The 24,195-nt window shown below is 42.0% G+C and carries 19 protein-coding genes; 11 read left to right on the top strand and 8 right to left on the bottom strand.

Annotation, left to right across the window (positions count from 1 at the left end; all coding sequences use genetic code 11):
* Window positions 1-256 precede the first annotated feature (256 nt).
* The 4 genes from ACVBIO_RS14450 to ACVBIO_RS14435 form a co-directional block, all read right to left on the bottom strand.
* The gene (locus ACVBIO_RS14450) at window positions 257-1,156 is read right to left on the bottom strand and encodes an ABC transporter ATP-binding protein (protein WP_447170371.1); all 900 of its coding nucleotides are present in this window, start codon (window positions 1,154-1,156) and stop codon (window positions 257-259) included.
* The gene (locus ACVBIO_RS14445; protein ID WP_447172891.1) at window positions 1,153-1,962 is read right to left on the bottom strand and encodes an ABC transporter permease; all 810 of its coding nucleotides are present in this window, start codon (window positions 1,960-1,962) and stop codon (window positions 1,153-1,155) included. Before ACVBIO_RS14445 ends, ACVBIO_RS14450 begins: the two co-directional genes overlap by 4 nt.
* Before the next feature lie 134 nt (window positions 1,963-2,096).
* Window positions 2,097-2,744 (bottom strand): YceH family protein, encoded by a 648-nt coding sequence (locus ACVBIO_RS14440; RefSeq protein ID WP_447159942.1) that lies wholly within the window; start codon window positions 2,742-2,744, stop codon window positions 2,097-2,099.
* 119 nt (window positions 2,745-2,863) lie between these two features.
* Window positions 2,864-3,697 carry a CvfB family protein gene (locus ACVBIO_RS14435; protein WP_447159941.1) on the bottom strand — a complete coding sequence of 278 codons (834 nt, stop codon included), beginning with the start codon at window positions 3,695-3,697 and terminating at the stop codon, window positions 2,864-2,866.
* A 625-nt stretch (window positions 3,698-4,322) separates the two neighbouring features.
* Here ACVBIO_RS14435 and speA point away from each other — a divergent pair.
* The 7 genes from speA (at window position 4,323) to ACVBIO_RS14400 (ending at window position 12,276) form a co-directional block, all read left to right on the top strand.
* Window positions 4,323-6,236 (top strand): biosynthetic arginine decarboxylase, encoded by a 1,914-nt coding sequence (gene speA, locus ACVBIO_RS14430; protein WP_447159940.1) that lies wholly within the window; start codon window positions 4,323-4,325, stop codon window positions 6,234-6,236.
* A gap of 201 nt (window positions 6,237-6,437) precedes the next feature.
* The gene (locus tag ACVBIO_RS14425) at window positions 6,438-7,358 is read left to right on the top strand and encodes an adenosylmethionine decarboxylase (protein WP_447164053.1); all 921 of its coding nucleotides are present in this window, start codon (window positions 6,438-6,440) and stop codon (window positions 7,356-7,358) included.
* 24 nt (window positions 7,359-7,382) lie between these two features.
* Window positions 7,383-8,312 (top strand): agmatinase, encoded by a 930-nt coding sequence (gene speB, locus ACVBIO_RS14420; protein WP_447159938.1) that lies wholly within the window; start codon window positions 7,383-7,385, stop codon window positions 8,310-8,312.
* A gap of 145 nt (window positions 8,313-8,457) precedes the next feature.
* Complete coding sequence (gene pdxH, locus ACVBIO_RS14415) at window positions 8,458-9,096, top strand: pyridoxamine 5'-phosphate oxidase (RefSeq protein WP_447159937.1); 639 nt, start codon at window positions 8,458-8,460, stop codon at window positions 9,094-9,096.
* A gap of 433 nt (window positions 9,097-9,529) precedes the next feature.
* Window positions 9,530-10,105: a YceI family protein gene (locus ACVBIO_RS14410; RefSeq protein WP_447159936.1), complete on the top strand. Its 576-nt coding sequence runs from the start codon at window positions 9,530-9,532 to the stop codon at window positions 10,103-10,105.
* 366 nt (window positions 10,106-10,471) lie between these two features.
* Window positions 10,472-10,825: a DUF3802 family protein gene (locus ACVBIO_RS14405; RefSeq protein ID WP_447159935.1), complete on the top strand. Its 354-nt coding sequence runs from the start codon at window positions 10,472-10,474 to the stop codon at window positions 10,823-10,825.
* A gap of 578 nt (window positions 10,826-11,403) precedes the next feature.
* A complete protein-coding gene (locus tag ACVBIO_RS14400) occupies window positions 11,404-12,276 on the top strand; it encodes a putative ATP-dependent zinc protease (protein WP_447159934.1) in 873 nt (290 codons plus the stop codon).
* A 57-nt stretch (window positions 12,277-12,333) separates the two neighbouring features.
* Here the strand turns inward: ACVBIO_RS14400 and ACVBIO_RS14395 are convergent, their stop codons facing one another.
* Window positions 12,334-14,895 carry a PDC sensor domain-containing protein gene (locus ACVBIO_RS14395; protein WP_447164054.1) on the bottom strand — a complete coding sequence of 854 codons (2,562 nt, stop codon included), beginning with the start codon at window positions 14,893-14,895 and terminating at the stop codon, window positions 12,334-12,336.
* 259 nt (window positions 14,896-15,154) lie between these two features.
* Window positions 15,155-16,651: a methyl-accepting chemotaxis protein gene (locus ACVBIO_RS14390; RefSeq protein ID WP_447172883.1), complete on the bottom strand. Its 1,497-nt coding sequence runs from the start codon at window positions 16,649-16,651 to the stop codon at window positions 15,155-15,157.
* A gap of 448 nt (window positions 16,652-17,099) precedes the next feature.
* Here ACVBIO_RS14390 and pheS point away from each other — a divergent pair, with 448 nt between their 5' ends.
* The 4 genes from pheS to lpxM all read left to right on the top strand — a co-directional run bounded on the left by pheS (window position 17,100) and on the right by lpxM (window position 21,806).
* Complete coding sequence (gene pheS, locus ACVBIO_RS14385) at window positions 17,100-18,083, top strand: phenylalanine--tRNA ligase subunit alpha (RefSeq protein WP_447172882.1); 984 nt, start codon at window positions 17,100-17,102, stop codon at window positions 18,081-18,083.
* 16 nt (window positions 18,084-18,099) lie between these two features.
* Complete coding sequence (pheT, locus tag ACVBIO_RS14380) at window positions 18,100-20,487, top strand: phenylalanine--tRNA ligase subunit beta (RefSeq protein ID WP_447172881.1); 2,388 nt, start codon at window positions 18,100-18,102, stop codon at window positions 20,485-20,487.
* Window positions 20,488-20,491: 4 nt separating this feature from the next.
* A complete protein-coding gene (ihfA, locus tag ACVBIO_RS14375) occupies window positions 20,492-20,788 on the top strand; it encodes an integration host factor subunit alpha (RefSeq protein WP_012142935.1) in 297 nt (98 codons plus the stop codon).
* 79 nt (window positions 20,789-20,867) lie between these two features.
* Entirely contained in the window at window positions 20,868-21,806 is a 939-nt protein-coding gene (gene lpxM / locus ACVBIO_RS14370) for a lauroyl-Kdo(2)-lipid IV(A) myristoyltransferase (RefSeq protein WP_447159929.1), read from the top strand.
* Window positions 21,807-22,037: 231 nt separating this feature from the next.
* Here the strand turns inward: lpxM and ACVBIO_RS14365 are convergent, their stop codons facing one another.
* Both ACVBIO_RS14365 and hisIE read right to left on the bottom strand, forming a co-directional pair.
* On the bottom strand, window positions 22,038-23,141 hold the full coding sequence (locus tag ACVBIO_RS14365) for a phosphoribosylaminoimidazolesuccinocarboxamide synthase (RefSeq protein WP_447159928.1): 1,104 nt from the start codon (window positions 23,139-23,141) through the stop codon (window positions 22,038-22,040).
* A gap of 392 nt (window positions 23,142-23,533) precedes the next feature.
* Window positions 23,534-24,172 carry a bifunctional phosphoribosyl-AMP cyclohydrolase/phosphoribosyl-ATP diphosphatase HisIE gene (gene hisIE / locus ACVBIO_RS14360; RefSeq protein ID WP_447164057.1) on the bottom strand — a complete coding sequence of 213 codons (639 nt, stop codon included), beginning with the start codon at window positions 24,170-24,172 and terminating at the stop codon, window positions 23,534-23,536.
* Window positions 24,173-24,195 lie beyond the last annotated feature (23 nt).

The raw sequence follows: 24,195 nt of genomic DNA, 5'->3' as shown, positions 1-24,195 counted from the left end.
CAGCAATCAGCAATCAGCAATCAGCAATCAAACAAATCAATCATTCTCGTGAAATAATACGCATACCTTGACGTTTACCTATGGCCTTGAATGCTGGTAAAGCTTTTAAGCTTCTAGACATCAGATGTTTGCTGTAAATAAAGTCGTTATAAAAAACTGGCGATAATCTCACTCGAAACATACGGATAGTCAAAAGTGCTTATAAAAAACGGCGCCTAATGGCACCGTTTAATAATAAGGTGAGTGATTGTGTCCACTAGGAGAATAGCTTCTCTTCTAACGTTCGACCTTTCAACAACGCTTTATATTGCCAGTTTCGCTGTTTAAATAGGGTTAACAACGCCATCTCAATTGCATAGGCTTCTTCGCTATTATGTTTGATGAGAAACTGGTTAGACTGACGCTCCTCTATGGAGCTGATATCCGCCAATCCCAATACCGCTTCTATAAGGGAGCTTGCCTCACATTGCTGCATCGTTAGTGTTAAATAATTTTCATGCTGAGACTCATTCATAGACACTGATTGGCTGAGTTGGCCTTGCTCAAGATAAAGTACTTGATCGCATAGTTTTTCAAGCTCATCCAAATTGTGTGAACTAATGACAAAAGTCATTCTATCTGATAGAGATTTAACTAGCTCACGGATTTTCTTCGCATTTGCAGGATCTAAACCCGCCGTAGGTTCGTCTAGTAAAACCAGCTCTGGTGAGCCTATCAGCGCTTGTGCAATAGACACACGCTTTGACATGCCATGGCTTAATGACTTGGGTTTTTGCTGGGCGCTATCGGCTAGATCAACTAAAGACAATACTCGTAGAGCTTCTGCTTTTGCCTGTTTTTTAGCATAACCTTGCAAGGTAGCAAACAACGTTAGCTGACTGATCACATCAAGATTTGGATCAAGCGCAGCATCTTGTGGTAGTGAGGCAATACGTCCAAGTAGCTCAGGACTACCAGGCTTGTGGCCTAATAATGTTACTTCTCCAGATGTTGGTGTGATATAGCCGCACAACAGACTAAATAGCGTGGTTTTACCTGCACCATTAGGGCCAACCAGTGCTATAGGCCTGCCTGCATCGAGTGTAATATCAACTTGCTTTAGCGCTTGTTTATTGCCGTAGGACTTAGATAGACCTTTGCAGTTAATTAAACTCATAGTGCGCTCCTATTGATATACATTTTGCCTAAAAATAACAGCACAACGGCTTGGATTAACGGCACTGGAGCATACATAAAGCTGCTAAGCCCTTGGGTATTTATTATTAACGAAATCTGCGAGCCAGGAAGAAGCCACTTTAATTCACTAATAATAGGTAAGTAGTTGTTGATAATCGCGATGCTAATAGACATAGCTGCCCAGACTAAGATGGCATAGATCGTTGCTTGGCGGGCAGAGCTCGCATAAAGAGACAGAATTGCCATTAATGCGGTGTAGGGCAGCAACACTATAATCAAATTAAGGGTAACGATGAGTCCTGAAAATAGCGCCGGTATGAGTAAACTCGGATCTCTGCTAATTGCGAATAAGATCGTCGCGATAACGGTTAAGGCTAGCAGCAAGCTTTGCAGTGCCATATGACCGAGAAAGCGGCCAAAGAATAGGCTGTCTCGACCCACCCTAAGGGTTAAAAATCGAAAGGTTCCTCGGGATTTATCTGTTGCAAACTGATCCGCGGATACAAAAATACTGAAAAGAGGGAAGATATAAAGCGCAGCAATCCAGTAGACGGCCATTTCGGCAACAGGCCATTTAAAGAGTTCACTGACTGCTTGTTGGCCAAAAATGCCTTCTATTAATCCTCTAAAATCTGGATTGATCAAAAAGCTTGATGCGCCACTAATGGGGTAGAGCAAGATCAGTAGCCAAACGAGGGCGAATGCGACAAGAGCGATTAATCCTCTAGGATTGAATAGCATCTTTTTGACTTCGAATTGTGCAAGTAAAAGCGTATTTCGAAGCATACTATTTTTTTGGGGGGCGTTTTGCAAACTAATCCCTTAATGTGAAGAGCGGTAGAAAGGGTCAGGTTAACACCTATTGATTAAATGGGTTAACCTTAACCTGGTAAATTAACATGATAGATAGTTAAGCTTTATCATTTATCCAGCAGTTGCTTGAGCTGTGCTTTTAACTCAATGACTTCTTGTTCAAGTATGTTAACTCTCGTTTCAAGCCCACTATTTTGTTGAATGATTGCATGATCTGCATTTTGAGATGGTTGAGAGTGTAATTCACTGTCATTGGCCTCAGTAAACAGTTGGCGGTAGCGAGCTTCACGCTTACCAGGCTCTTTAGCTAATAACATCACAAGAGGGGACTCTCGCCTTTGGAGTTCATTTAGCGTCGCTTCAACTTCGCTGACATCATGAAATTCGTGTAATCGATTACTTCGGGTTCTTAGTTCGCCTGGTGTTTGTGGCCCTCTGAGTAATAGAAGGCAGATAACTGCTAATTCAGAAGATTTAAGTTGTAGATCGCTAAACTCAGTATTACAAAAACGATGCTTGTATTTTACCACTCGACTGCCAAAACCTGATTGTTCTGAGATCAGCCTTTTTTTGGTGAGATTATCTAAGGTATTTTGTACTTCTGATTCACTGAGATCCAGAACCGGATCACGGCTGGTTTTTTGATTACAGCCAGAGGTTAAACTGTTGAGAGAAAGTGGGTATTGTTCTGGCGTGGTGATCTCTTTTTCGAGTAATACACCAATAATGCGCGCTTCGTGTGGAGTCAGCTCCATATTCACCTCTTAATAAAAAAGCATGACTTTGTTATAACAGAGCCATGCTTTAATGCAAAGAAGCTTTAATCGAGTTAACTACGCAATTGCTTTGTTTATAAGCAATATAGCGATTTAATTTATTCTTCTAGACGGATGCCATCTGGAGAAATAGTGATCTGTTTGTTTTTATATAGGCCACCGATACTCTTTTTAAAGGCTTTTTTACTCATCGATAGCTGAGAGTAAATAACTTCTGCGTCGGTCTTATCATTAAGTGGTAAGAAGCCGCCAGCTTGCTTGAGCTTGATCATGATAGTCACTGAATGCTTATCTAGCTCTTCTTTTGCTCCTTTTTGTAAAATCAGGTCGATTTTACCGTCGCTTCTCATGCGCTTAATGAAGCCTTTAAGCTTTTGGCCAAAGCTTAAGCGAGTATAAACCTCGTTCTTATACAGTACGCCCCAATGGGTGTTATTGATAATCGCTTTGTAGCCAAGATCGGTGCTGCCACCAATAATAAGGTTAACTTCTTCATCTTCGCGGAATGTTGGCTGAGTGAGGTCAAGAAATTTATCTACTTTTGCAGACGCAACAATTCGGTCATCAACATGGCTAGTATAGATATAAACGAGGTACGACTTTCCAACTTCAATCTCTCGATGTTGCTCACCAAAAGGTAATAATAAGTCTTTTTCTAAGCCCCAATCCAAAAACGTACCGTATGGGCCGTTTTCTTTTGCTTCCAAATAAGCAAATTGACCCACTTGAGCGTATGGGCGGCTCGTGGTCGCAATGATCATGTCTTCTGAGTCTAGATAGAGAAATACATTAACCATATCTCCGACTCGGCAATCCTTCGGCACAGCCTTACGAGGAAGCAGTACCTGGCCCATCTCTTTCGCGTCTAAATAGACACCAAAATCAACTTGTTTGACGACTTCGAGCTTACAGGTTTTACCTATCTGGATCATGATGTTCTCTACTTTAAAAACAGTAACGATTAATTTCAGCTGCGATTATAGTGGAAATTGTTTCAATATGCTTTAGCCCGTTGAAACTAATGCTCAATAGCTCGTATTTCACTGTAATGACAAAAGGGCATTTATCACGAATTAGGGAGGAAATGCTACGTAATGTTATCACCCTATTATAAGCTAATGATAATTTGGGGATTAATTACCACTAAATGCGCTTATGAGTCTTGCATTATCATGAGTCTCAAGGTTTAATTGCGCCGCAAAAATCAGTGGGAAAAGCGCTTCGTTCGTATTCTCATTAAAAAAGTGCCTTGCAATGGTTAGGCGATACTTGAAGTAACAAATAGATTTTTATGGATTAAGTTTTACATGCTAGTTTTAAAGGCATACATTTATTACTTCATAAGAATTTGAAGTGATCTCTACTTTTGAGAGATGGCTTGTTGTTAAGTAAGTTAATGCTCTTGCAGCTACGCGTTGTGTGGTCGTAGAGAGTTTACTTAAACAGTTTATACTTTATAGGTCGATCAGAATTTTACTGATTAAAATATTCGCAAGTTGATTGCAACCTTAGTATTCAGTCAACTTAATTGAGTTAAATACACAGGTTAGGACAAATATGAGCAATTGGTCTATTGATGATGCACGCGCAAGTTACAACGTAAATCACTGGAGCCAAGGATTATACGGCATTAGCGATGAGGGCGAGGTGACCGTTTCACCGGATCCAAGTCGTCCAGACTGTAAGATTGGTTTAAATGAAATGGCAAAAGATATGGTTAAGTCGGGCGTGGCTTTACCTGTTTTGGTGCGTTTCCCACAAATTTTACATCATAGAGTTAATAGTCTGTGTCAGGCATTTAATCAGGCTATTCAAAAGTATCAATATGAAAATGATTACTTGCTTGTTTATCCGATCAAAGTAAACCAACAGCAAACTGTTGTGGAAGAGATCCTGGCTAGCCAAGTGGCAAAAGAAGTGCCGCAGCTTGGCCTAGAGGCGGGCAGTAAGCCAGAGCTAATGGCTGTTTTGGCAATGGCACAAAAGGCAAGCTCTGTTATTATCTGTAACGGCTACAAAGATAAAGAGTACATTCGACTTGCGCTAATTGGCGAGAAGCTTGGCCACAAGGTGTACATTGTCCTTGAGAAGATGTCAGAGCTTAAAGTCGTACTTGAGCAAGCGAAAGAGTTAGGTGTAAGACCTCGCTTAGGCTTACGTGTACGTCTTGCATTCCAAGGCAAGGGCAAGTGGCAGGCCAGTGGCGGTGAGAAGTCTAAGTTTGGCCTAAGTGCTGCACAGGTATTGCAAGTGATCAATTCGCTTAAGCATGAAAATATGCTTGAGTCATTAGAGTTACTGCACTTCCACCTAGGTTCTCAAATTGCCAATATCCGTGATATTAGACAAGGCGTAAGTGAAGCGGGTCGTTTCTACTGCGAGTTGATGAAGCTTGGCGCTAGCGTTAAGTGTTTCGACGTCGGTGGCGGTCTTGCTGTTGATTATGATGGTACTCGAAGCCAAAGTAGTCATTCAATGAACTACGGCTTAACCGAGTACGCTAACAATATCGTTAGTGTGTTGACCGATATGTGTAAAGAGTACGAACAGCCAATGCCGAGAATTATCTCTGAGTCTGGTCGTTACTTAACTGCACACCATGCGGTATTGCTAACTGATGTGATCGGTACTGAAGCATATAAGCCTGAAGATATTCAACCGCCAGCGGAAGATGCACCTCAGTTATTGCACAACATGTGGCAGTCGTGGGTTGAAGTCAGTGGTAAAGCAGACCAGCGTGCTTTGATTGAAATTTTCCATGATTGCCAAAGCGATCTGACCGAAGTTCACTCTCTGTTTGCTGTTGGTCAGTTGGGATTAGCCGAGCGAGCATGGGCTGAGCAGGTTAATTTACGTGTTTGTTACGAACTTCAGGGCAGCATGAGCGCTAAGTATCGTTTCCATAGACCGATTATAGATGAGTTAAACGAAAAGCTAGCTGACAAGTTCTTTGTAAACTTCTCTTTGTTCCAGTCGCTTCCTGATGCATGGGGTATCGATCAGGTATTTCCTGTGATGCCTCTGTCTGGTTTAGATAAAAAGCCAGAAAGTCGCGCTGTTATGCTAGATATTACTTGTGACTCTGACGGGACCGTAGATCAGTACGTAGACGGTCAAGGTATTGAAACCACGCTACCCGTGCCTGCATGGACACAAGAGAGCCCATATTTAATCGGCTTCTTCTTGGTAGGCGCATATCAAGAGATTTTAGGTGATATGCATAACCTATTTGGTGATACAAACTCGGCGGTTGTTCGTTTGGACGAAGATGCCCGCACTAACGTTGAGTCGGTATTAGCTGGTGATACGGTTGCTGACGTACTGAGGTATGTGAACTTGGATGCGGTTTCATTTATGAGAACCTATGAAGAGTTAGTGAACAAGCATATTGCTGAAGATGAACGTGCCAATATTCTTGAAGAGCTGCAGTTAGGTCTTAAAGGTTACACTTACCTAGAAGATTTCTCTTAACCCAGAGATGAGCTGCGCGTAAGCTATGCCACAATGGTATAAATAGCTTGTTTGCTATAACCAGCTTTAAGTTCGCTTGAAGCTGGTTTTGTTTTTACGTCAGCATGCAAGGCGGCTGCTAGCCTTTATAAGTACGTTCATGACGTAGATGTAAGGTGTGTTCAGCGTTAAAAAATCGATATGGTTAGGAGCCCCGATAGGATGTTTTTTGAAGGTTCAGAAAAGAAAATAGAGCTACAAGTCAAGAGTAGTTCTGTGTCACTACGCTTTTTACCTCATTCATTTTGGCAGCAAGTATTAAGTTTTGCAGATGCCGAGATCCTGTCGAGCCTTTCAAATTCGCACTGCGATGCTTATGTATTAAGTGAGTCGAGCTTATTTGTTTGGGAGCAAAAATTGCTGCTAATCACCTGTGGTAATACACGCCTTATCGATGCCGTGATGTGTGTTATTGATAGGGTTGGGACCGAGCACATATCCGGATTAAGCTACCAACGTAAAAGTGAGTTTTTATCCCACTTACAAGCGACGCGCTTTGAAGACGACGTTGAACAGCTTAACGCAAAAATGGCAGGCACAGCTTATCGAGTTGGACATTTAGATAACCATCACCACTACCTGTATTGCAGCGAGAACGCGCAAAAAAGTGATGCGAGTTCGTGCTTGTTGATGTATCACATCAAGGGGGCGGTGGCTCAGTATCTACGTGGGGAAAGGCAGTCGGCGACAGAGATCCGCACCTTATTGGATCTTGAACGTTTGTTACCTCATTTTGAGTTTGACGATCACTTGTTTCAACCGTGTGGCTATTCAATCAATGGACTGTTTGAAGACAAGTTTCTGACCATACATATCACGCCTCAGGAGCGAAGCTCTTACGTGAGTATTGAAACTAACTTGAATTTTTTACACTATCCGTTCAATATTTTTGTTGAGATGTTAAATATATTGAACCCCAGCAGTTGGGACATCATTGGGATGAATATGCAGATAGACAACCTAGGCTTTCCTTCACATCGAAGGCTAGCGAGTTGTGATCTACAGTTAAATCAACTCAATGACTTTAATTATAATCACTATATTCAGTCTGATTGTGAGACGCTATTAGCTGAAGTATTGTGACTCTAGACACTTTATGGAGTATGTATGACCACTATTGCAGATAAGCCTGATTATTCGCTTTACTCAAATGCATTTGGTTACTTAAGACAGCCGTTAGACTTTAAACCGCTTGAAGGTGACGCAGATGTCGTAGTACTAGGCTTACCATTTGATATGGCGACTACTGGCCGCTCTGGCGGCCGTATGGGCCCTGGCGCTATTCGTAACGCTTCAGTGAACTTGGCGTGGGAAGAGACCCGTTGGCCTTATCAGTTTAAATTAAGTGACCACGTGAAAATCGTTGATGCCGGTGACTTAGTTTATAACTGTGGTGATTCAGCTGACTTTACCCAGCGTGTAGAAGATTTCGCGACCAAGATCCTAGAGGCAGATAAGGCGATGCTTAGCTTTGGTGGCGATCACTTTGTGACTCTGCCTCTACTACGTGCTCACTATAAGAAGCACGGTAAGATGGCACTATTGCATTTTGATGCGCATACCGACACATATAGTCAAGGTAGTAAGTATGATCACGGTACCATGTTCTATCATGCTCCAATTGAAGGCCTAATTGCTGCTGAAAACTCAATTCAAGTGGGTATTCGTACCGAGTACGATACGGCAAACCATCTTTTCAAGGTGATCGATGCTGCCGCCGCCAACGAAATGAGCGCAGATGAGATTGTTGCGCAAATTCGTGAGCGTGTTGGTGATATGCCGCTTTACGTGACTTTCGATATCGACTGTTTAGATCCTGCTTTTGCACCAGGCACTGGTACGCCGGTATGTGGAGGCCTGACAAGTGACAAAGCGATGAAGATTATTCGTGGTCTAAAAGGCATGAAGATTGTAGGTATGGATGTTGTAGAAGTGGCTCCTGCTTACGATAGCGCTGAAATCACCGCATTAGCGGGTGCTACTCTTGGTTTAGAGATGCTGCATGTTTGGGCTGAGTCTAACGGTAAAGTGAAGTAATTTTATCTAAGTCGCCTGTTACTAGGTGAGCACATTTCGCTAGAGTCTTTATCAAAAGGCTCCCGTAGAATGCTTAAGATTGTTATCATTAAAGAAGCGCTAAATTGAGCGCTTCTTTTTTTAGGTTCGATGAAAGGATTGATAAATGTCAGAACTTAGCGATATCAGACGCGAATACACATTAGGCGAGTTACATAGTGAAAATGTACCCAATGATCCTATGGACCTGTTTAACGCCTGGCTTGAAGTGGTTCGAGATTCACAAATTCAAGATCCTACAGCTATGTCTGTTGCCACTGTGGATGAGCATGGTCAGCCTTTTCAACGAATCGTATTACTCAAGCGTTTTGGTGATGATGGATTTGTTTTTTTCACTAATTTAGAGAGCCGTAAAGCGCAGCATATTGCCAATAATGCTCAAGTTAGTATCTTATTTCCGTGGCACAGTTTAGATAAGCAAGTTGCTATTACTGGCGTTGCAGAACCTCTGTCTACCACTGAGGTGCTTAAATACTTTATCAGCCGTCCTAAAGAGAGTCAGATAGCCGCTTGGGTTTCAAAGCAATCTAGCCCGATTAGCGCGAGAAAAGCACTAGAGACTAAATTCGCCGAGATGAAAGCAAAGTTCTCTAATGGTGATGTGCCTTTACCTAAATTTTGGGGAGGCTATCTCGTTCGCCCTAAAAGTATTGAATTCTGGCAGGGCGGAGAGCACCGGCTACATGACCGATTTATTTATACTAAAGTTGGTAATGACTGGGAACGAAGTCGTTTAGCGCCATAATTAAAAACATAAAAGCCGCATACTCTGCGGCTTTTGTATTTTTCGCTGTCGACTTCCGCATTAAACGACGTCGCAAGGCCATCGTCAATCCCTCATTTATTCGCCTTGAATTAGTTCGTCAAAAACACTCTTATATCGATTGGAATAGCACATCCTTTGGCTTTCAATGCGTTTGCCAAGAAGTACTCTTAGTTGATGATGTTCTTAATACTGAGTAGGGGCAGGAGTCAGGGCAGCACAGCTCGTTTTACATTGGTTACTCGTTTTTAGTCGTTAAGAAATTACGCTAGATAGGTGAACTTGCCCTAATATAAAGAGTGAAAATTAGCCAGTGTTGCAAAAAGTACTTTTTGTTTACCTTGAGCGTGCTAAATTAGCTGTAACTTAATATGGATGTAAATACCAATAATCATCTTAACGAGAGGGAAGGAATATGAAGAGTATTATCACTGGTTTACTATTATTGCCGTTATCATTTATTGCTTCAGCAGCGACATGGAATGTTGACAATGATGCTTCAAATGTGAATTTTATATCGATTAAAAAAGGCGATATAGGCGAGATCCATTATTTCGAGTCGATGGCCGGTACGCTCAATGATAAGGGAAAGTTCAGTTTATCGATTTCGTTAGCGAGTGTCGTGACCAATGTTGAGATCCGCGATGAGCGTATGGAGTCATTGTTATTTGAAGTGGATAAATATCCTAAGTTAACACTCTCTGCAAACATTGAGCCTAAACTTGTCAATGACATTCCAGTTGGTTCAATATTAATTACTAGCATAGATGCTGAAGTTGCATTACACGGTAAAAAGCAAACTATGGCGTTTACAGTGAGTATCGCTAAGTTATCAGACTCTAAGATCCTCGTGGCTAGCGTGATGCCGACTATAGTCAATGCTGAGAGCTTTGGCTTATCTTCAGGGGTTGATAAATTGCGAGAAATTGCAGGTTTATCAGCGATAAGTAAGGCTGTTCCAGTCTCCTTTATGCTTAGTCTTAGCAAGTAGTTGTAACGTCCTGATTGATTGCTTGGACACCTGATGATCCTGTGATAAATGAGTTCTATATAGCCTATCCTAATGTTAAAGCTATATTCGATTAAGCAAAATGTAAGGCCTGCATGCAATGCTACACTATTGCATGCAGGCCTTTTTATTTGCATGATTTTAGGTTTTCAGGGCTTGTCTAAAGGAGTTACAGCATTAACGTATTCAAAAACGTGTGCCGAGTCTTTATTAATTATATTCAGATGATTTTCAATTAGGTAAAAACTCAGATAATATTCTTACATAATTTAATAATAGGCTTGTTAAACGCTTTTCGTCATTGAAGCGTATAAGCAATGAACACATTTGATGTGTTTTAGGTTGAGTATGGTTACCGATAAAGACGGCTATATCCACTTGGTTCAGTATCTGACTGAACATTTAGGTATTTTTGAAAACTCGCAGCAACAAAGTGTTACCGAAGACACGGTAATGGAGCTTTTTGAAGAGCAACTGGCTGCACAAATTATTATGGTTTGTGGCCAAAATCCTTCTTTGACCTTTAGTCAAAGGAACATAGTGATCCGTGAGGTCGACTCAATTGTGTATGATCTTGAAGAAATATTAGCGAGGGTTTCTACTCATAAAGCAACTGCAGAGCAATCTGTGTTTATTACTGAATTCTCATGTCTTATTAAGAATTTATTTGATCAAGAAATAGCAAGTTTGATAGTGGCTTAACGCCAAAAATATTATATTTAGTTACAGTATTTTCGCTGTTCCAGCTTGTTGGCTTTTGCCTAAAGGCATAATGTAGCTGCAATGGTATAGGAGAGCGATATGCTGACCAAAGTTAAAAAGTCTATGAATAGGCAGTATTTGTTTGTTTATGCGTGTTTGTTCATATTCTGGCTTTTTCTAAGACTGTTCAGTGAGAATGCGTTTGATCTTGGTTGGGGATTTTTTCCTTTGGTGATCTCTTTGCCATTTGTGCCTTTTATTCTAGTGTGGTTAGCGGTGCAGTTTTATCGACACTTTAAGCTATTAAGAACACATATAAATCAAAAATGGCATTTTTGCCACTGTACCTGTACAACCGCATTGTTTAGTTTGTTTGTATTTAACGTTTTTTATTAAATGCTGGTAGTTTTTTATCAACTGATAGCGGCCTTTTAGTCGCCCAGTTGTAAGCGTTCATGCAGCTTAGCTATGTCATACAATTGCTATAGATAGTCTCAACCTCTTTATTCACTTCTAAATCTTGCTATCATAAACGCAAGATCATTTATGTTGTTTTTTTAACGAATTAAGGAATCACGATGCTTAAAAACGTAGGGTTGTGCTTATTGATCCTGACGTCATCATTGTCGGCGACAGCAAGCGAGAAAGCGGTGATAGGTTCAACCGCAAAGATGTCAGTTGCTTCTGGCCTTTCATATGTTGCCCGTATCGATACTGGGGCAGTTAACACGTCGCTACATGCCTACGATTTAAAGGTTGAGGGCGGTAGTGCTAAGAATATGAAAGATAACATTGGCAAAATGGTGTCTTTTACGACTGAAAATAATGCTGGCGAGAAGCAGCGTTTAAAAGCCAAAATCGTAAAAACCTCAACGGTGAGCAATTCTCAAGGTACAGAAACTCGTTATATGGTCGATTTAGATGTTGGCTATAAGGGCAAAGAGCGTAAGGTTAGGGTGAATTTAAGGGATCGTAGTCACATGGACTATAAGCTCTTAATCGGTCGTAACTGGCTTAAAGGTCGTTATGTTGTCGATGTATCAGAGAAAAAGCTGATAGGCCCAACGGCGGCGATTAGTGTTGTTGAGTCGGGATTAATGTTTAAGACACGCATAGACACAGGCGCGGTTGAGAATTCGCTGCATGCCTATGATATGAAAATTGATAATGAAGATCCTGACATGGAAAAAAATGTCGGCAAAGTCATTCACTTCATGACTGAAAATGAAAAGGGTGAGTCTCATTTAGTAAAGTCTCGCATTGTTGAAACTTCGCTGATCCGAAATGCTCAAGGCAGTGAGATCCGTTATATGGTTGAGCTCAAGATTGGCGAGCCGGGTCAAGAGTATAAAGTGAAGGTGAATTTAAGAGATAGAAGTAAGATGTCTTATAAGCTCTTAATCGGTCGTAACTGGCTACAAGGACATTATATCGTGGATGTATCGCGTTAAAAATACACTTTTTGATATAAAGAACTGAGCCGCACATTTTTGTGCGGCTTTTTTGATTTAGCTTAAAGACGCCACCGTTAACTGATAGGTTAATAACGTTTTGTAGTGCGGATCTTGCTCTAAACGCGTGACGTCAAGTTGGCCTCTAAACTCACTTTTCAGCCAAACTGATAGTGCTGATAGCGTGCCTTTGACTTCGTTATTCTTCAGTACTTGCTGTAAAGCGGCTAATTTAGTGTCATCGAAACCTTTACCATTATCATAAATACGCATTAGGACTTGATGCTGCTTTTTGCTTAGTTCTATCTTTATATGCTGCGTTTCTTTTCTTTGGGTAAACGCATCGATAATGGTATTGCTAATTGCGCGGTAAAAAATCAGAAGAAAATGCCAATGAACACCATCAACAATAAGTCGACTGTCGCTATCTACAGTGAGTTCAATATTGTTGGAAGCGAGTTTTGGTTGTAATAGGGCAACGATGTGCTCAAGCAGTAGGACTAAATCGATAGGCTTAGCGACATAGTCCTGGGCCGAAAACAGGTACTCCAAGTGCCTTAAGCGCACGGTTTGCTCTGCTAATTCTGAGTTAAAGTCTACGATAGGCAATTCGCCTTTCGCTAACTTGTAGGCATTTGCAGCTAAATCATCTTGCTTTCTAAAGATGGGTTTCACGATTGCGGCAACAAGAGAGGGGTATAATGCTTGATTCTCAATTTTAACCTTCTCAAAGCTAGCACTACGATTTGTTTCAAGTTTTACTTGTTCACTTTCACTGAGTAGCCGCTTATTAGTTAGCTCAAGCTGCTCAATAAAGCGGATATTATCGGTTGTTTCCCTTGTCAGTATTTCAAACTGCGCTTTTTTCTTAAGTTCAATCTCTTTAGTTGCACTGATATCGAAAGCGATGGTTCCGACCGAACTCACTTGTTGCTGTGCGTCCAGAATTGGAAACTTAGTCACAAGGTAAGTGTGCTGTTTTCCCTCCCTTGGGAACGTTTGCTCATAACTGAGTTCAAGTTTACTCTCGATAACCTTAAGATCGTTCTCATGGTTTATCTGCGCTATCTCTCTTGGCATGATAAGACGGTCTCTTACCCCAATGATATCTTCACGCTTACGTGACAATGTGCGGCAGAATTGATCATTGACTAGAGTAAATTCACCTTTGATATTGATAATGAAAATTAAGTTATGAGCGGAGTTAAGTACAGAGTTCAGTTGCTCTTTACTTTGTTTAAGTTCTGTTTGTGCTTGCTGCTGTACATCCAGTTGAAGCTCTAGAGCGAGGTTTGTTGCATCTAAGCTGGCTAACGCTATTTCTAACTGCCGAGTACGCGAGCTAAAGGCTTTGGCTAGCATACCTATTTCATCACTACGTGTACTTGCTTCAAGCTCAATTTTAGCGGCATTGCTGTCATTTAACGCTCGAACCATACGGCTAATTGGAGTGATAAAGAGTTTATTTTGCATGATGAAAAGTAGCATCAAGGCAATAATCTGTATGCTAACAAGATAAATACCAACAGAGCTTGCTAATGATTGGTTATTGTAGGCAATACTTGATATAGGGGTAACGAGCACTATTTTCCAATACGTACCAGGCATAAGGAAGATGGTCACTATGACCGGCTCTTTGAGCCTAGGATCACTATCTAAGCGCAGGCTGGCGACAAGTTTAACTTGCATGAGCTTGTTATTTGCATTTTGATTGATTAGCGCGATCAGCTTAGCACGCTCATGGCTAGGCACATTCGTGATATCTTTTTCAAGTAATTTGTCTTCGTAAGCTTTTGTTGCACTAGCGGTTTCAATGAAGTCGGCATCAATTGTTGCAATGATATTCTGTAATGAGGCAAATTCGGTGTAGGTTTTAGAAAATGTTGCAAAAGGCTGAAATAGTTCAGGATTCTTTATTGGAGTTCTATCATCGATATCGATATCTGGATAAGACAGTAAGCGGTTTTGTTGATCAAGAGCAAACACATAACCACCTTGGCTGGATATTGCCGTGGTGAAAAAATTATCAATGCTCGATAACGCGACATCAACAGTGGAGACGCCGATAAACTTATGCTCTGACCACATAGGTACCGAGGCCGTTATCATTGGGATTTCAGTGAAAGGGTCAATATAAGATTTTGACCAATAAGTCGTATCTGTCGGGTAATACTTAGCTGGAATATACCAGTTTTCGTTGTAATAGTGAGGGGGGGCATCGGCGTTATAGTCATTTACTTTAATCAGTTCATCAGCCAAATTACGTGCCCAAAAATAACTATTTTTTCGCTTATCTGTGTCAAAGGCGAATGGTTCAGGCCAAATGCCGCCCCCTAATATTACCTCTTGTTGTCCAGGTTGATTGAGCAGTGCGGGAATGGCCAGATCCAATTGATTAGGTTGCTGTTGATACAATTCACCAAGTGTTCCTATCGATACGGCAAGGTTTTCAATTCTGTTGGTTTTTTGCTGCAGTTTAGCCGCAATAGTTTTACCCAGATTAATACTCAGTGATTGTTGGTTGTCGATTAAACGGGCAGTTTCAATGGATTTTAGAAACCCTACGCTAGCGATAATAATCACGGCTGCAACAATGAGTTGAACCAACATTAATTTCATTGGCAAGCTTGAACGCCAATTGGTCAGTTTTATGGAGCTTGCACTCGTTTTGGCCATGTTTGTTATGTGCTCAGGTTAAGAGTATCCCCTTATTTAGTATCCGTACTGAAAAAGGAATGAAGCGTGGAAGTCCTATTGAACGTATTATATAAGCCTTGTTGTTTTATTGTAAAACAAACACGTTGTTCTATGTTTTTATTTTATTGCAAAAAATAAAAAAACAGCCTATTGGCTGCTTTTTATAACGTTAATACAGGCGCTATACTTTTAGACCAACGAGCAGTTTATCTAATTGCTCGGCTGTCGCATGCAGTTCATCACAGCCTGAAACGGATTGATTGGCTGATTGCTCCACATCATGAGACTGATTGCGAATATCCATTAGATTGGTTGCGATTTCATTAGCGACCGCTGATTGCTCTTCAGCAGATGTCGCAATTAAAACGCTCATCTCATAAACTTTAGCGCTGTGATGAGCAATCCCTTGTAGATCTTTGCCTGTGTCAAGTACGTGCTTCTTGCCGTCCTCAGCCTTCTCTACGGTACGACTCATTACCTGTTTTAAGTCGCGGGCACCTGACTGAAGCGCTTCAATCATGGTTTTAATTTCAACCGTTGCAGCCTGAGTTCGACCAGCCAGAGTTCTGACTTCATCGGCAACGACAGCAAAGCCACGCCCTTGCTCTCCGGCTCGGGCAGCCTCAATGGCTGCGTTCAATGCGAGTAAATTAGTTTGCTCGGAAATGGCATTAATGGTGGTGACGACCTCGTCAATTTTAGCTGCGTTTTCATTGAGGTTATTAACAGCATCAGAGGCATCTGCAATTTCATTTGATAAGCTGCCTATCGCGTCAACAGTGATGGCTATATCACGAGAACCTGCATCAACTTGCACATTGGCTTCTTGGGTTTCACTTGATGAAAGCTCAGCATTACGTGAAACTTCTATGACGGCTGCGGTCATCTGCTCCATTGCCGTTGCTAAGGAGTCAATATGCTGGCGTTGATTCATGGCTAGGGATTGCCCTTGTTCAGCCGTGTTTCTAAAGGCTTGCACGACATTACGGATCTGTGAGCTTGCACTTGTCATCTCATTAACAAGCTTATGTTGACGCTCAACTAAAGTATCAATGCTAATTGCAAGGATACTAAATTCATCTTTTACTTCAAAAAAGTTTAGTCGGCCGGTTAAATCCCCGTCAGCTGCTTTTTTAAGCGCCATAACATTGGTAAAAAGTGCCCCTCCAACGAAGCTGGAAATATAGTAACTGGTCAATAATATAATCGAAATTAATACCGCTACAGCGGCATAGGCGATATATTCATTATGGATGTTGTTACTTTGTTGGCTATACAAGGTGGTAATAAGGCCATTTGCGCTGACTGGGCTCACGCTTTCAATTCTATTGCCATCCACTCGCGTGTCACCACCACTTTCTGCGGTTGTTGCCAGTTGCGTTGGAGAGGTTTGCTGGAGACTAAGAGTGATATCACCAGTTATTGCATTTACAAAGTGGACTCGGTTTTCCTCTGGAATATATTGATAAGCCGCATCCAGTGCATTATTGAGTTTTTGGTTAAACTCTTGGGTTTGTGAAATTTGGCTATCGATTAGATTCTGTTTGTATTCACTATTAAGAAAAATAGCCAAGCCTACAAGCGTGATGATGGGAATGATTGCCAATAATGCGAATTTTGTTTTTAGTGTCATGTGGATAAGGTATTTATCAACCCAACGGAACTTAACTTCTTTCATAATGCTCTCTTTTTATTAATCGCCGACCTAGCTATTTATCGGAAGGTAAGGCCATTTCTTAACCCTTTTTTTTAGAATTGATAGTCTGTTGGCTGAATTTTGTTCGTTAGTGTTTTTAAACCGTTGAATACTAATGTTTCTAGTTTGTAGTCATTCTTACTAAAATTGTGTGCTAGTCATTAGCTTTATTGCAGGTGTTGTGACTTTTGGTGTGCATTTGGAGTTTGGCAGAGTTACTGGTGGATAAATGCTTGATGCATTTTAAGCTCATTTAGCAAATCCTTGTATAAGGACTAAACAAAATAGGCAGTTAGCACAGTAAAAGGTGAATTAGTCCTAGCCAAATGTGCCTGTCTAACGTAAAATTTTAGTCTTTTTCTATTTTCACTAAGAAAATACGTTTGCCCAAAAGTCGTAGGTCTAGCACTTACTTGCACTGGAAGAGATGATGTCACAGTTAACAGAGATCGTAGAACAGGCTTTAGCCGCCATCGAAGGAGCTACAGATTTAAAAGCTCTCGATGACCTCCGTGTCGATTACCTTGGTAAAAAAGGTCAAATCACCGACATGATGAAAATGATGGGGAAACTTCCTCCAGAAGAGAAGCCTGCTTTTGGTCAAGCAGTGAACCAAGCTAAGCAAGCGGTTCAGCAGCAGCTTTCTATTCGCATTGAAGGCCTTAAAGCGGCTGAACTTGAAGCGCAATTAAAAGCTGAAAGCATTGATGTCAGCCTTCCTGGTCGTCGCATTGAGAACGGTGGGCTGCACCCTGTAACTCGCACGATTGAGCGTATTGAAGCTTTCTTTGGTGAGCTAGGCTTTACGGTTAAAGACGGCCCAGAAATCGAAGATGACTTCCATAACTTCGATGCATTAAACATCTCTGAGCATCATCCTGCTCGTGCTGATCATGACACGTTCTACTTTAACCCTAAAGTGATGCTACGTACGCAAACTTCAGGCGTGCAGATCCGTACTATGGAGCATGAGAAGCCTCCTTTACGTATTATCTCTCCAGGACGAGTATATCGTAACGACTACGACCAAACTCATACTCCTATGTTCCATCAGGTTGAAGGTTTATTGGTTGCTGAGAACGTAAACTTCGCAGAACTGAAAGGAATTTTGCACGACTTCTTACGTAATTTCTTCGAAGAAGATTTAGAAGTGCGTTTCCGTCCATCTTACTTTCCGTTCACTGAGCCTTCTGCTGAAGTTGACGTAATGGGTAAGAATGGTAAGTGGTTAGAAGTATTAGGTTGCGGCATGGTACATCCAAACGTACTGCGCAGCGTTGGTATCGATCCTGAGAAATACTCGGGCTTTGCATTCGGTATGGGCGTTGAACGTCTTTCAATGTTGCGTTATGGCGTTAATGACTTACGTTCATTTTTTGAAAACGACCTACGCTTCCTGAAGCAATTTAAATAAACGGAGCTGTAATAGCATGAAATTTAGCGAATCTTGGCTTCGTGAGTGGGTTAACCCAAGTGTTAACCGCGACGAATTATCACACCAAATTACCATGGCCGGTCTTGAAGTGGACGGCATTGAGCCTGTAGCGGCAGATTTTAGCGGTGTTGTTGTTGGTGAAGTGGTTGAGTGCGGTCAGCACCCAGATGCTGACAAACTACGTGTAACTAAAATCAATGTTGGCGGCGAAGAGCTAATCGACATCGTGTGCGGTGCATCAAACTGCCGTTTAGGGCTTAAAGTTGCAGTTGCTATGGTTGGCGCTGTGCTACCTGGCGATTTCAAAATCAAAAAAGCTAAGCTACGTGGCCAACCATCATTTGGTATGTTGTGCTCATTTGGCGAGCTTGGCGTTGATATCGAAAGCGATGGCATCATTGAGTTGCCACTAGATGCACCTGTTGGCCAAGACGTACGTGAATACTTAGATCTAAACGATGCTGTCATCGATGTAGACTTAACGGCTAACCGCGCAGACTGTTTAGGTATGGCTGGTCTTGCTCGTGAAGTTGGCGTGTTAAACCGTCAATCGGTTACAGAACCGACTTGGGATGCGGTTGAAGCGACAGTTGCTGATGAAGTGAGCATTGACGTACAAGAGCCACAAGAGTGTGGACGTTACCTAGGCCGCGTTATCAAAAACGTTAACGTTAAAGCTGAAACGCCACTATGGATGCAAGAAAAGCTGCGTCGTAGTGGTATTCGCTCTATCGACCCGATCGTTGATATCACTAACTATGTATTAGTTGAGTTCGGTCAGCCAATGCACGCATTTGACTTAGCTAAGTTAGATGGCGGCATTCAAGTTCGTAAGCCTAAAGGCGAAGAGAAGCTGACACTACTTGATGGCAATGAAATTACTATTCCTGAAGGTATGTTGATTATTGCTGACCAGGCTAAGCCATTAGCACTTGCTGGTGTATTTGGTGGTGAGCAATCAGGTGTTACCACTGAAACTACCGACATTCTTTTAGAATGCGCATTCTTTGCTCCTTTAGCTATTTTAGGTAAAGCCCGTAAGATTGGTTTGCATACTGATGCATCGCACCGTTTTGAGCGTGGTGTTGACCCACAGCTGCAACAAAAAGTCATGGACCGTGCTAGCCGTCTAGTGCTAGACATCTGTGGTGGCGAAGCAGGCCCAGTTGTTGAAGCTAAGTCTGAAGAGAATCTGCCAAAACCTGCACATATCGTATTGCGTCGAAGCAAACTAGATAAGACTTTAGGTCATCATATTGAAGATGCTGAAGTCAAAGAAATTCTAGAGCGCTTAGGCTTTAATGTTGAAGTGAGTGAAGGGCAGTGGAATGTAATCACAGCCACTTACCGTTTCGATATGGCGATTGAAGAAGACTTGATTGAAGAAGTTGCCCGTATTTACGGTTACAACAATATTCCAAATATTGCGCCTGTTGCGCAATTAAGCATGTCTGATCATAAAGAGTCTGATATCAGTCTTAAGCGTGTTCGTAGCATGTTGGTTGCCCGTGGTTTTCAAGAAGCGGTAACATACAGCTTCGTCGACCCTAAGCAGCAAGAGTTGCTCCACCCTGGTGCAGAGGCGATGATTTTACCGAACCCAATTTCGGTTGAAATGTCAGCAATGCGTCTGTCTATGTTCACCGGTCTTTTGACTGCGGTTGGTTACAACCAAAGCCGTCAACAAAACCGTGTAAGACTGTTCGAAACAGGTTTGCGTTTTGTACCAAATGAAACTGCAGAGTCAGGTGTGTCACAACAACCTATGCTTGCAGCGGTTATTGCCGGCAACCAAAATGACGAACATTGGACAATGGAGTCAAAAACGGTTGATTTCTTTGACCTTAAAGGCGATCTAGAAGCTGTCATCGGTTTGACTGTTGCAGACACTGAATTTAGTTTCAGATCTGCAAGCCATCCAGCGCTTCACCCAGGGCAATGTGCTGAAATCTTAAGAGATGATCGCGTAATTGGCATTATAGGCACGGTTCACCCAAGCCTAGAAAAGCCATTTGGCCTTAACGGAAAGACAATTATTTTCGAACTAGAATTAGACGCGTTATTGCATGCTAATTTGCCGCTAGCCCAGACTGTATCTAAGTTTCCAGCTAACCGCCGTGATATCGCTATCGTCCTCGATGACGCTATTGCAGCCGATGATGTTGTAAAATTGATAAGAAAAGTTGGCGAAAATCAGTTGGTTGGCATAAACTTGTTCGATGTATACCGAGGTAAAGGTGTAGAGGAAGGCAAAAAGAGCCTTGCAATAGCACTCTTATTACAAGACAACACTCGTACACTTGAAGAAAAAGAAATCGCAGAGATGGTTGACGTCGTGGTTTCTGCTCTGAAAGACGAGTTCAACGCATCGTTGAGGGACTAAAAGTATGGCACTTACCAAAGCCGAAATGGCAGAACATCTTTTTGAAACGCTAGGTATCAACAAGAGAGTAGCGAAAGAGATGGTAGAGACGTTTTTCGAAGAAATTCGTCAAGCTCTTGAAAGTGGTGAGCAGGTCAAGCTATCTGGCTTTGGCAACTTTGACCTGAGGGACAAGAATCAAAGACCGGGAAGGAACCCAAAAACGGGAGAAGATATCCCAATTTCGGCACGTCGCGTAGTGACGTTCCGTCCAGGACAGAAGCTTAAAAGCCGCGTCGAAGAGGCTAACGCGAAGAAGTAATTGCTTTAGCGTTATAATGAAGAGGCCACTCAATCGAGTGGCTTTTTCTGTTATTCATTTGCAGTAGAGGTTTAATTCCTTGTCTAGAAAGCCAAAATATTTTGATCGACGTTTTAGCTTTAGCCTGTTACACCCTAAATATTGGCTAACCTGGGTCGCGATTTTAGTGTTGTTAATATTTGGTCTTATGCCTGCCTGGCTCAGAGATCCCATTGCACGCACACTTGCCAGACTAGTGATGAAAATTGCTAAGAAGCCGATTAATGTGGCAAGGGCGAATCTAACGACCTGCTTTCCTGAAAAATCCCATGATGAGATTGAAGCGTTAATAAAAGATAACGTGGAAAATTTTGTGATGATTTTACTTGCGCAATCCGAGTTGTTAGCGAAATCTCGCGCGAATATGAGACGCCGTGTACAACTTCATGGATTTGAACATGTAGAAAAAGCACGTGCTGCAGGTCAGCCTGTGATTTTTATCATGCCGCATGTGTGGGGTATTGAGTATGCAGGACTTAGGCTCAATCTTGAACTGCCTATGGTTTCGATGGCAAAAGCCCATAAAAATGGATTATTTAACTGGTTCAATAATCGTATGAGAAGCTCCCAAGGCGGCAATATCTACATGCGTGAAGCAGGGATCAGAGCTTTGCTGACAGAGCTAAAGCGAGACAATAGTTTTTTTTATCTACCCGATGAAGATCTTGGTCGTGAGAAGAGTGTCTTTGCGCCATTTTTGGGGACGACTAAAGCAACCTTGCCAGTAGTGGGGCGTTTAGCTCAGGCGGGGAACGCTCAAGTCATGCCGGTAAAGATTGGTTATGATCAACACAAGCGTCATTTTGATCTAACGGTTATGCCTGCCATTGATCCCGATACCATGCAAGGTAAAGAAAATGAGGCGATCGCCTTAAATAAGGCGGTTGAGCAAGTTATTTTAGCGTACCCTGAGCAATATATGTGGTTCCTTAAGGTGCTAAAAACCCGCCCCGAAGGCGAAGCATCGATCTATAATTAATCTGGTTGCTAAAAATAGCGCTGCAATTGTTATTAACCATGGCTACACAAAAAAGCCGCAATGGATATTGCGGCTTTCTATATCTAGCGCTTAGCTTTATAGCTAGCGTTTAAGGGCAGTGTTTGATTGGCTGAGCTACTTATTCATTACGCGCTTGCATACATCTACCCATTTTTGCGCTAAATAAAGCAATTAACCAGCACTTAACCAGCACTATAGCAGAGCGGATAACTAAACGATTAGCTGATATTCATCGCGTAAAATATCAATGATCTCTTGTTTAGGTGTGTCGCTGATATGTAGCTTCTTACCAATCACTTTCTCAGCAATTCCAACATAAGTGTTAGAGATATCCATCATGACAGATTCTGGTAGTTTATTATCTTTCGCTAGCGCAAAGCGCTCTTCCATGCGGTTCTTGTTGAGTAAGATATCAGCGTCTGGGAAGTGGTTAAGTAGCCACTGTCTGAAACCTTCTTTTGATTGCTCGATAATTTTGCCATCACGGTGAGCTGCACCATCCCAAATACGCGAGCTATCAGGCGTGCCGACCTCATCCATATAGATAAGTTTTTCATTACCAGCAGCATCGTTTACGTAGCCAAATTCAAATTTGGTATCAACAAAGATCTGATCATGCTCAGCGAGTGCGTCACTGATGACATCAAAGCCTTCTTTAAGCAGCTTCTCGTAAAGATCAACGTCTGCAAGCTTACTAAAGTTGAAACCTTGAACATGACGTTCAATATCGCTACGAGATACATTCACGTCATCAGCTTCAGGTACGCCTTCTAGGCCCGTTAATACACCTTTTGTCGACGGGGTGATTAATAGCTCAGGTAGCTTTTGATCTTTCTCTAAGCCTTCAGGGATAGTGATGCCACAAAACTCGCGCTCACCTTTAGTGTATGAACGCCACATAGAACCCGTAATGTATTGGCGTGCAATCGCTTCAATCATCACCGGACGTGCTTTTTGCACAATCCACACCAATGGGTGAGGGATGTCTAAGATGTGACTATCAGCAAGGCCTTTATCTTTAAAAAGTTTAAACCAATGATTTGAGATAGCATTTAGTGCCGTTCCTTTTCCTGGAACGCCATCTAAACCGTTCTCACCTTGCCATACGCAATCAAATGCTGAGATGCGATCGCTAATGACCATAATGGCTAGTGGTGCATCGGCAGGTACATCGTAACCTTTATCTTTAATTAACCGTGCGCTATCTTCCTCGGTTAACCAGTAAACACTGCGGACCTTACCTGAGTGAACAGGTTTGTTGGTACGAATTGGGAGGTTGTCATTTACGACTAAAACTTTATCTGCAAGATTCATAGGGCACACTTTTATTATTGAGAAGCTTAATTTTAGTGGCGCAGATTGTATCAGAAGTTACCTATTGCAACACCCTAGCAATAACGGATTTACTCTTTGTAAAAACAGTGTTTTCTATTGCGCAAAATCAGCAAGAATAAGATTGCAAAATTGAAGCAATGCGCTACTTTTGGTTTTAAATACCGATTGATTATCTTTTAAGTCGTCAATCCTTTTTATGATAATGCTTGCCCGTCAATTAAGCGTTTCATTGTTTCAGAGTGCAGTTATAAGCTCGTTTCATCTTTGCTGAAGAGTAAATTTATCAGCAGGAATAGCCGTGGCTAAACAGGAAATAAAATGGCCGCAGAGACTGCGACCATTTCCTACTCGTTAAGGCGGAGGTTATTTTTCTACTTTGCCTTATTGTGACGTTTCATCAAATTGAGATTGATGTCTTGCATGCTTAACTCTTGATCTTCAAGTAGCACTAACAAGTGATAGATCAGATCAGAGGCTTCATCAATCAATTCCGGTTTGTCATGGGTTGCAGCGGCTAATGCCGTTTCTAACCCCTCTTCTCCGACTTTTTGCGCGATACGTTTAGTGCCACGCTCAAACAGGTGAGCGGTGTAGCTTGACTCTGGGTCTTGGCCTTTACGTGATGCGATTAAGCCTGACAAGTTGTCGATAAAACTGTGGGCGTTACCGTCTTTCCAGCAACTCTCTGTGCCCTTATGGCAGGTCGGTCCGTTGGGAATAACTTGCACGAGTAAACTGTCATCGTCACAGTCTTTATCAATCGATACTAAGTCGAGGGTGTTGCCTGAGGTTTCGCCCTTAGTCCAGAGTCTTTGTTTACTGCGGCTGAAAAAGGTGACTTTTCCTGTCGATAAGGTTTGATCTAATGCAGCCTTATCCATATAACCGAGCATTAAGACTTTGGCTGTGAGGTGATTTTGCACTATCGCCGGAATTAAGCCGTCGGTTTTCTCCCAGTCCAATTGACTCAGTAAGTCGCTACCCAGTGGGTTTTGGTTAAAATTAGTCATGTTACATCCTTAATGTGAGTCAA

The sequence above is a fragment of the Shewanella sp. 0m-8 genome, from assembly GCF_052977265.1.
Note: the sequence above shows the minus strand (reverse complement) of the source record. Positions and strands in the feature narration are given on the sequence as shown.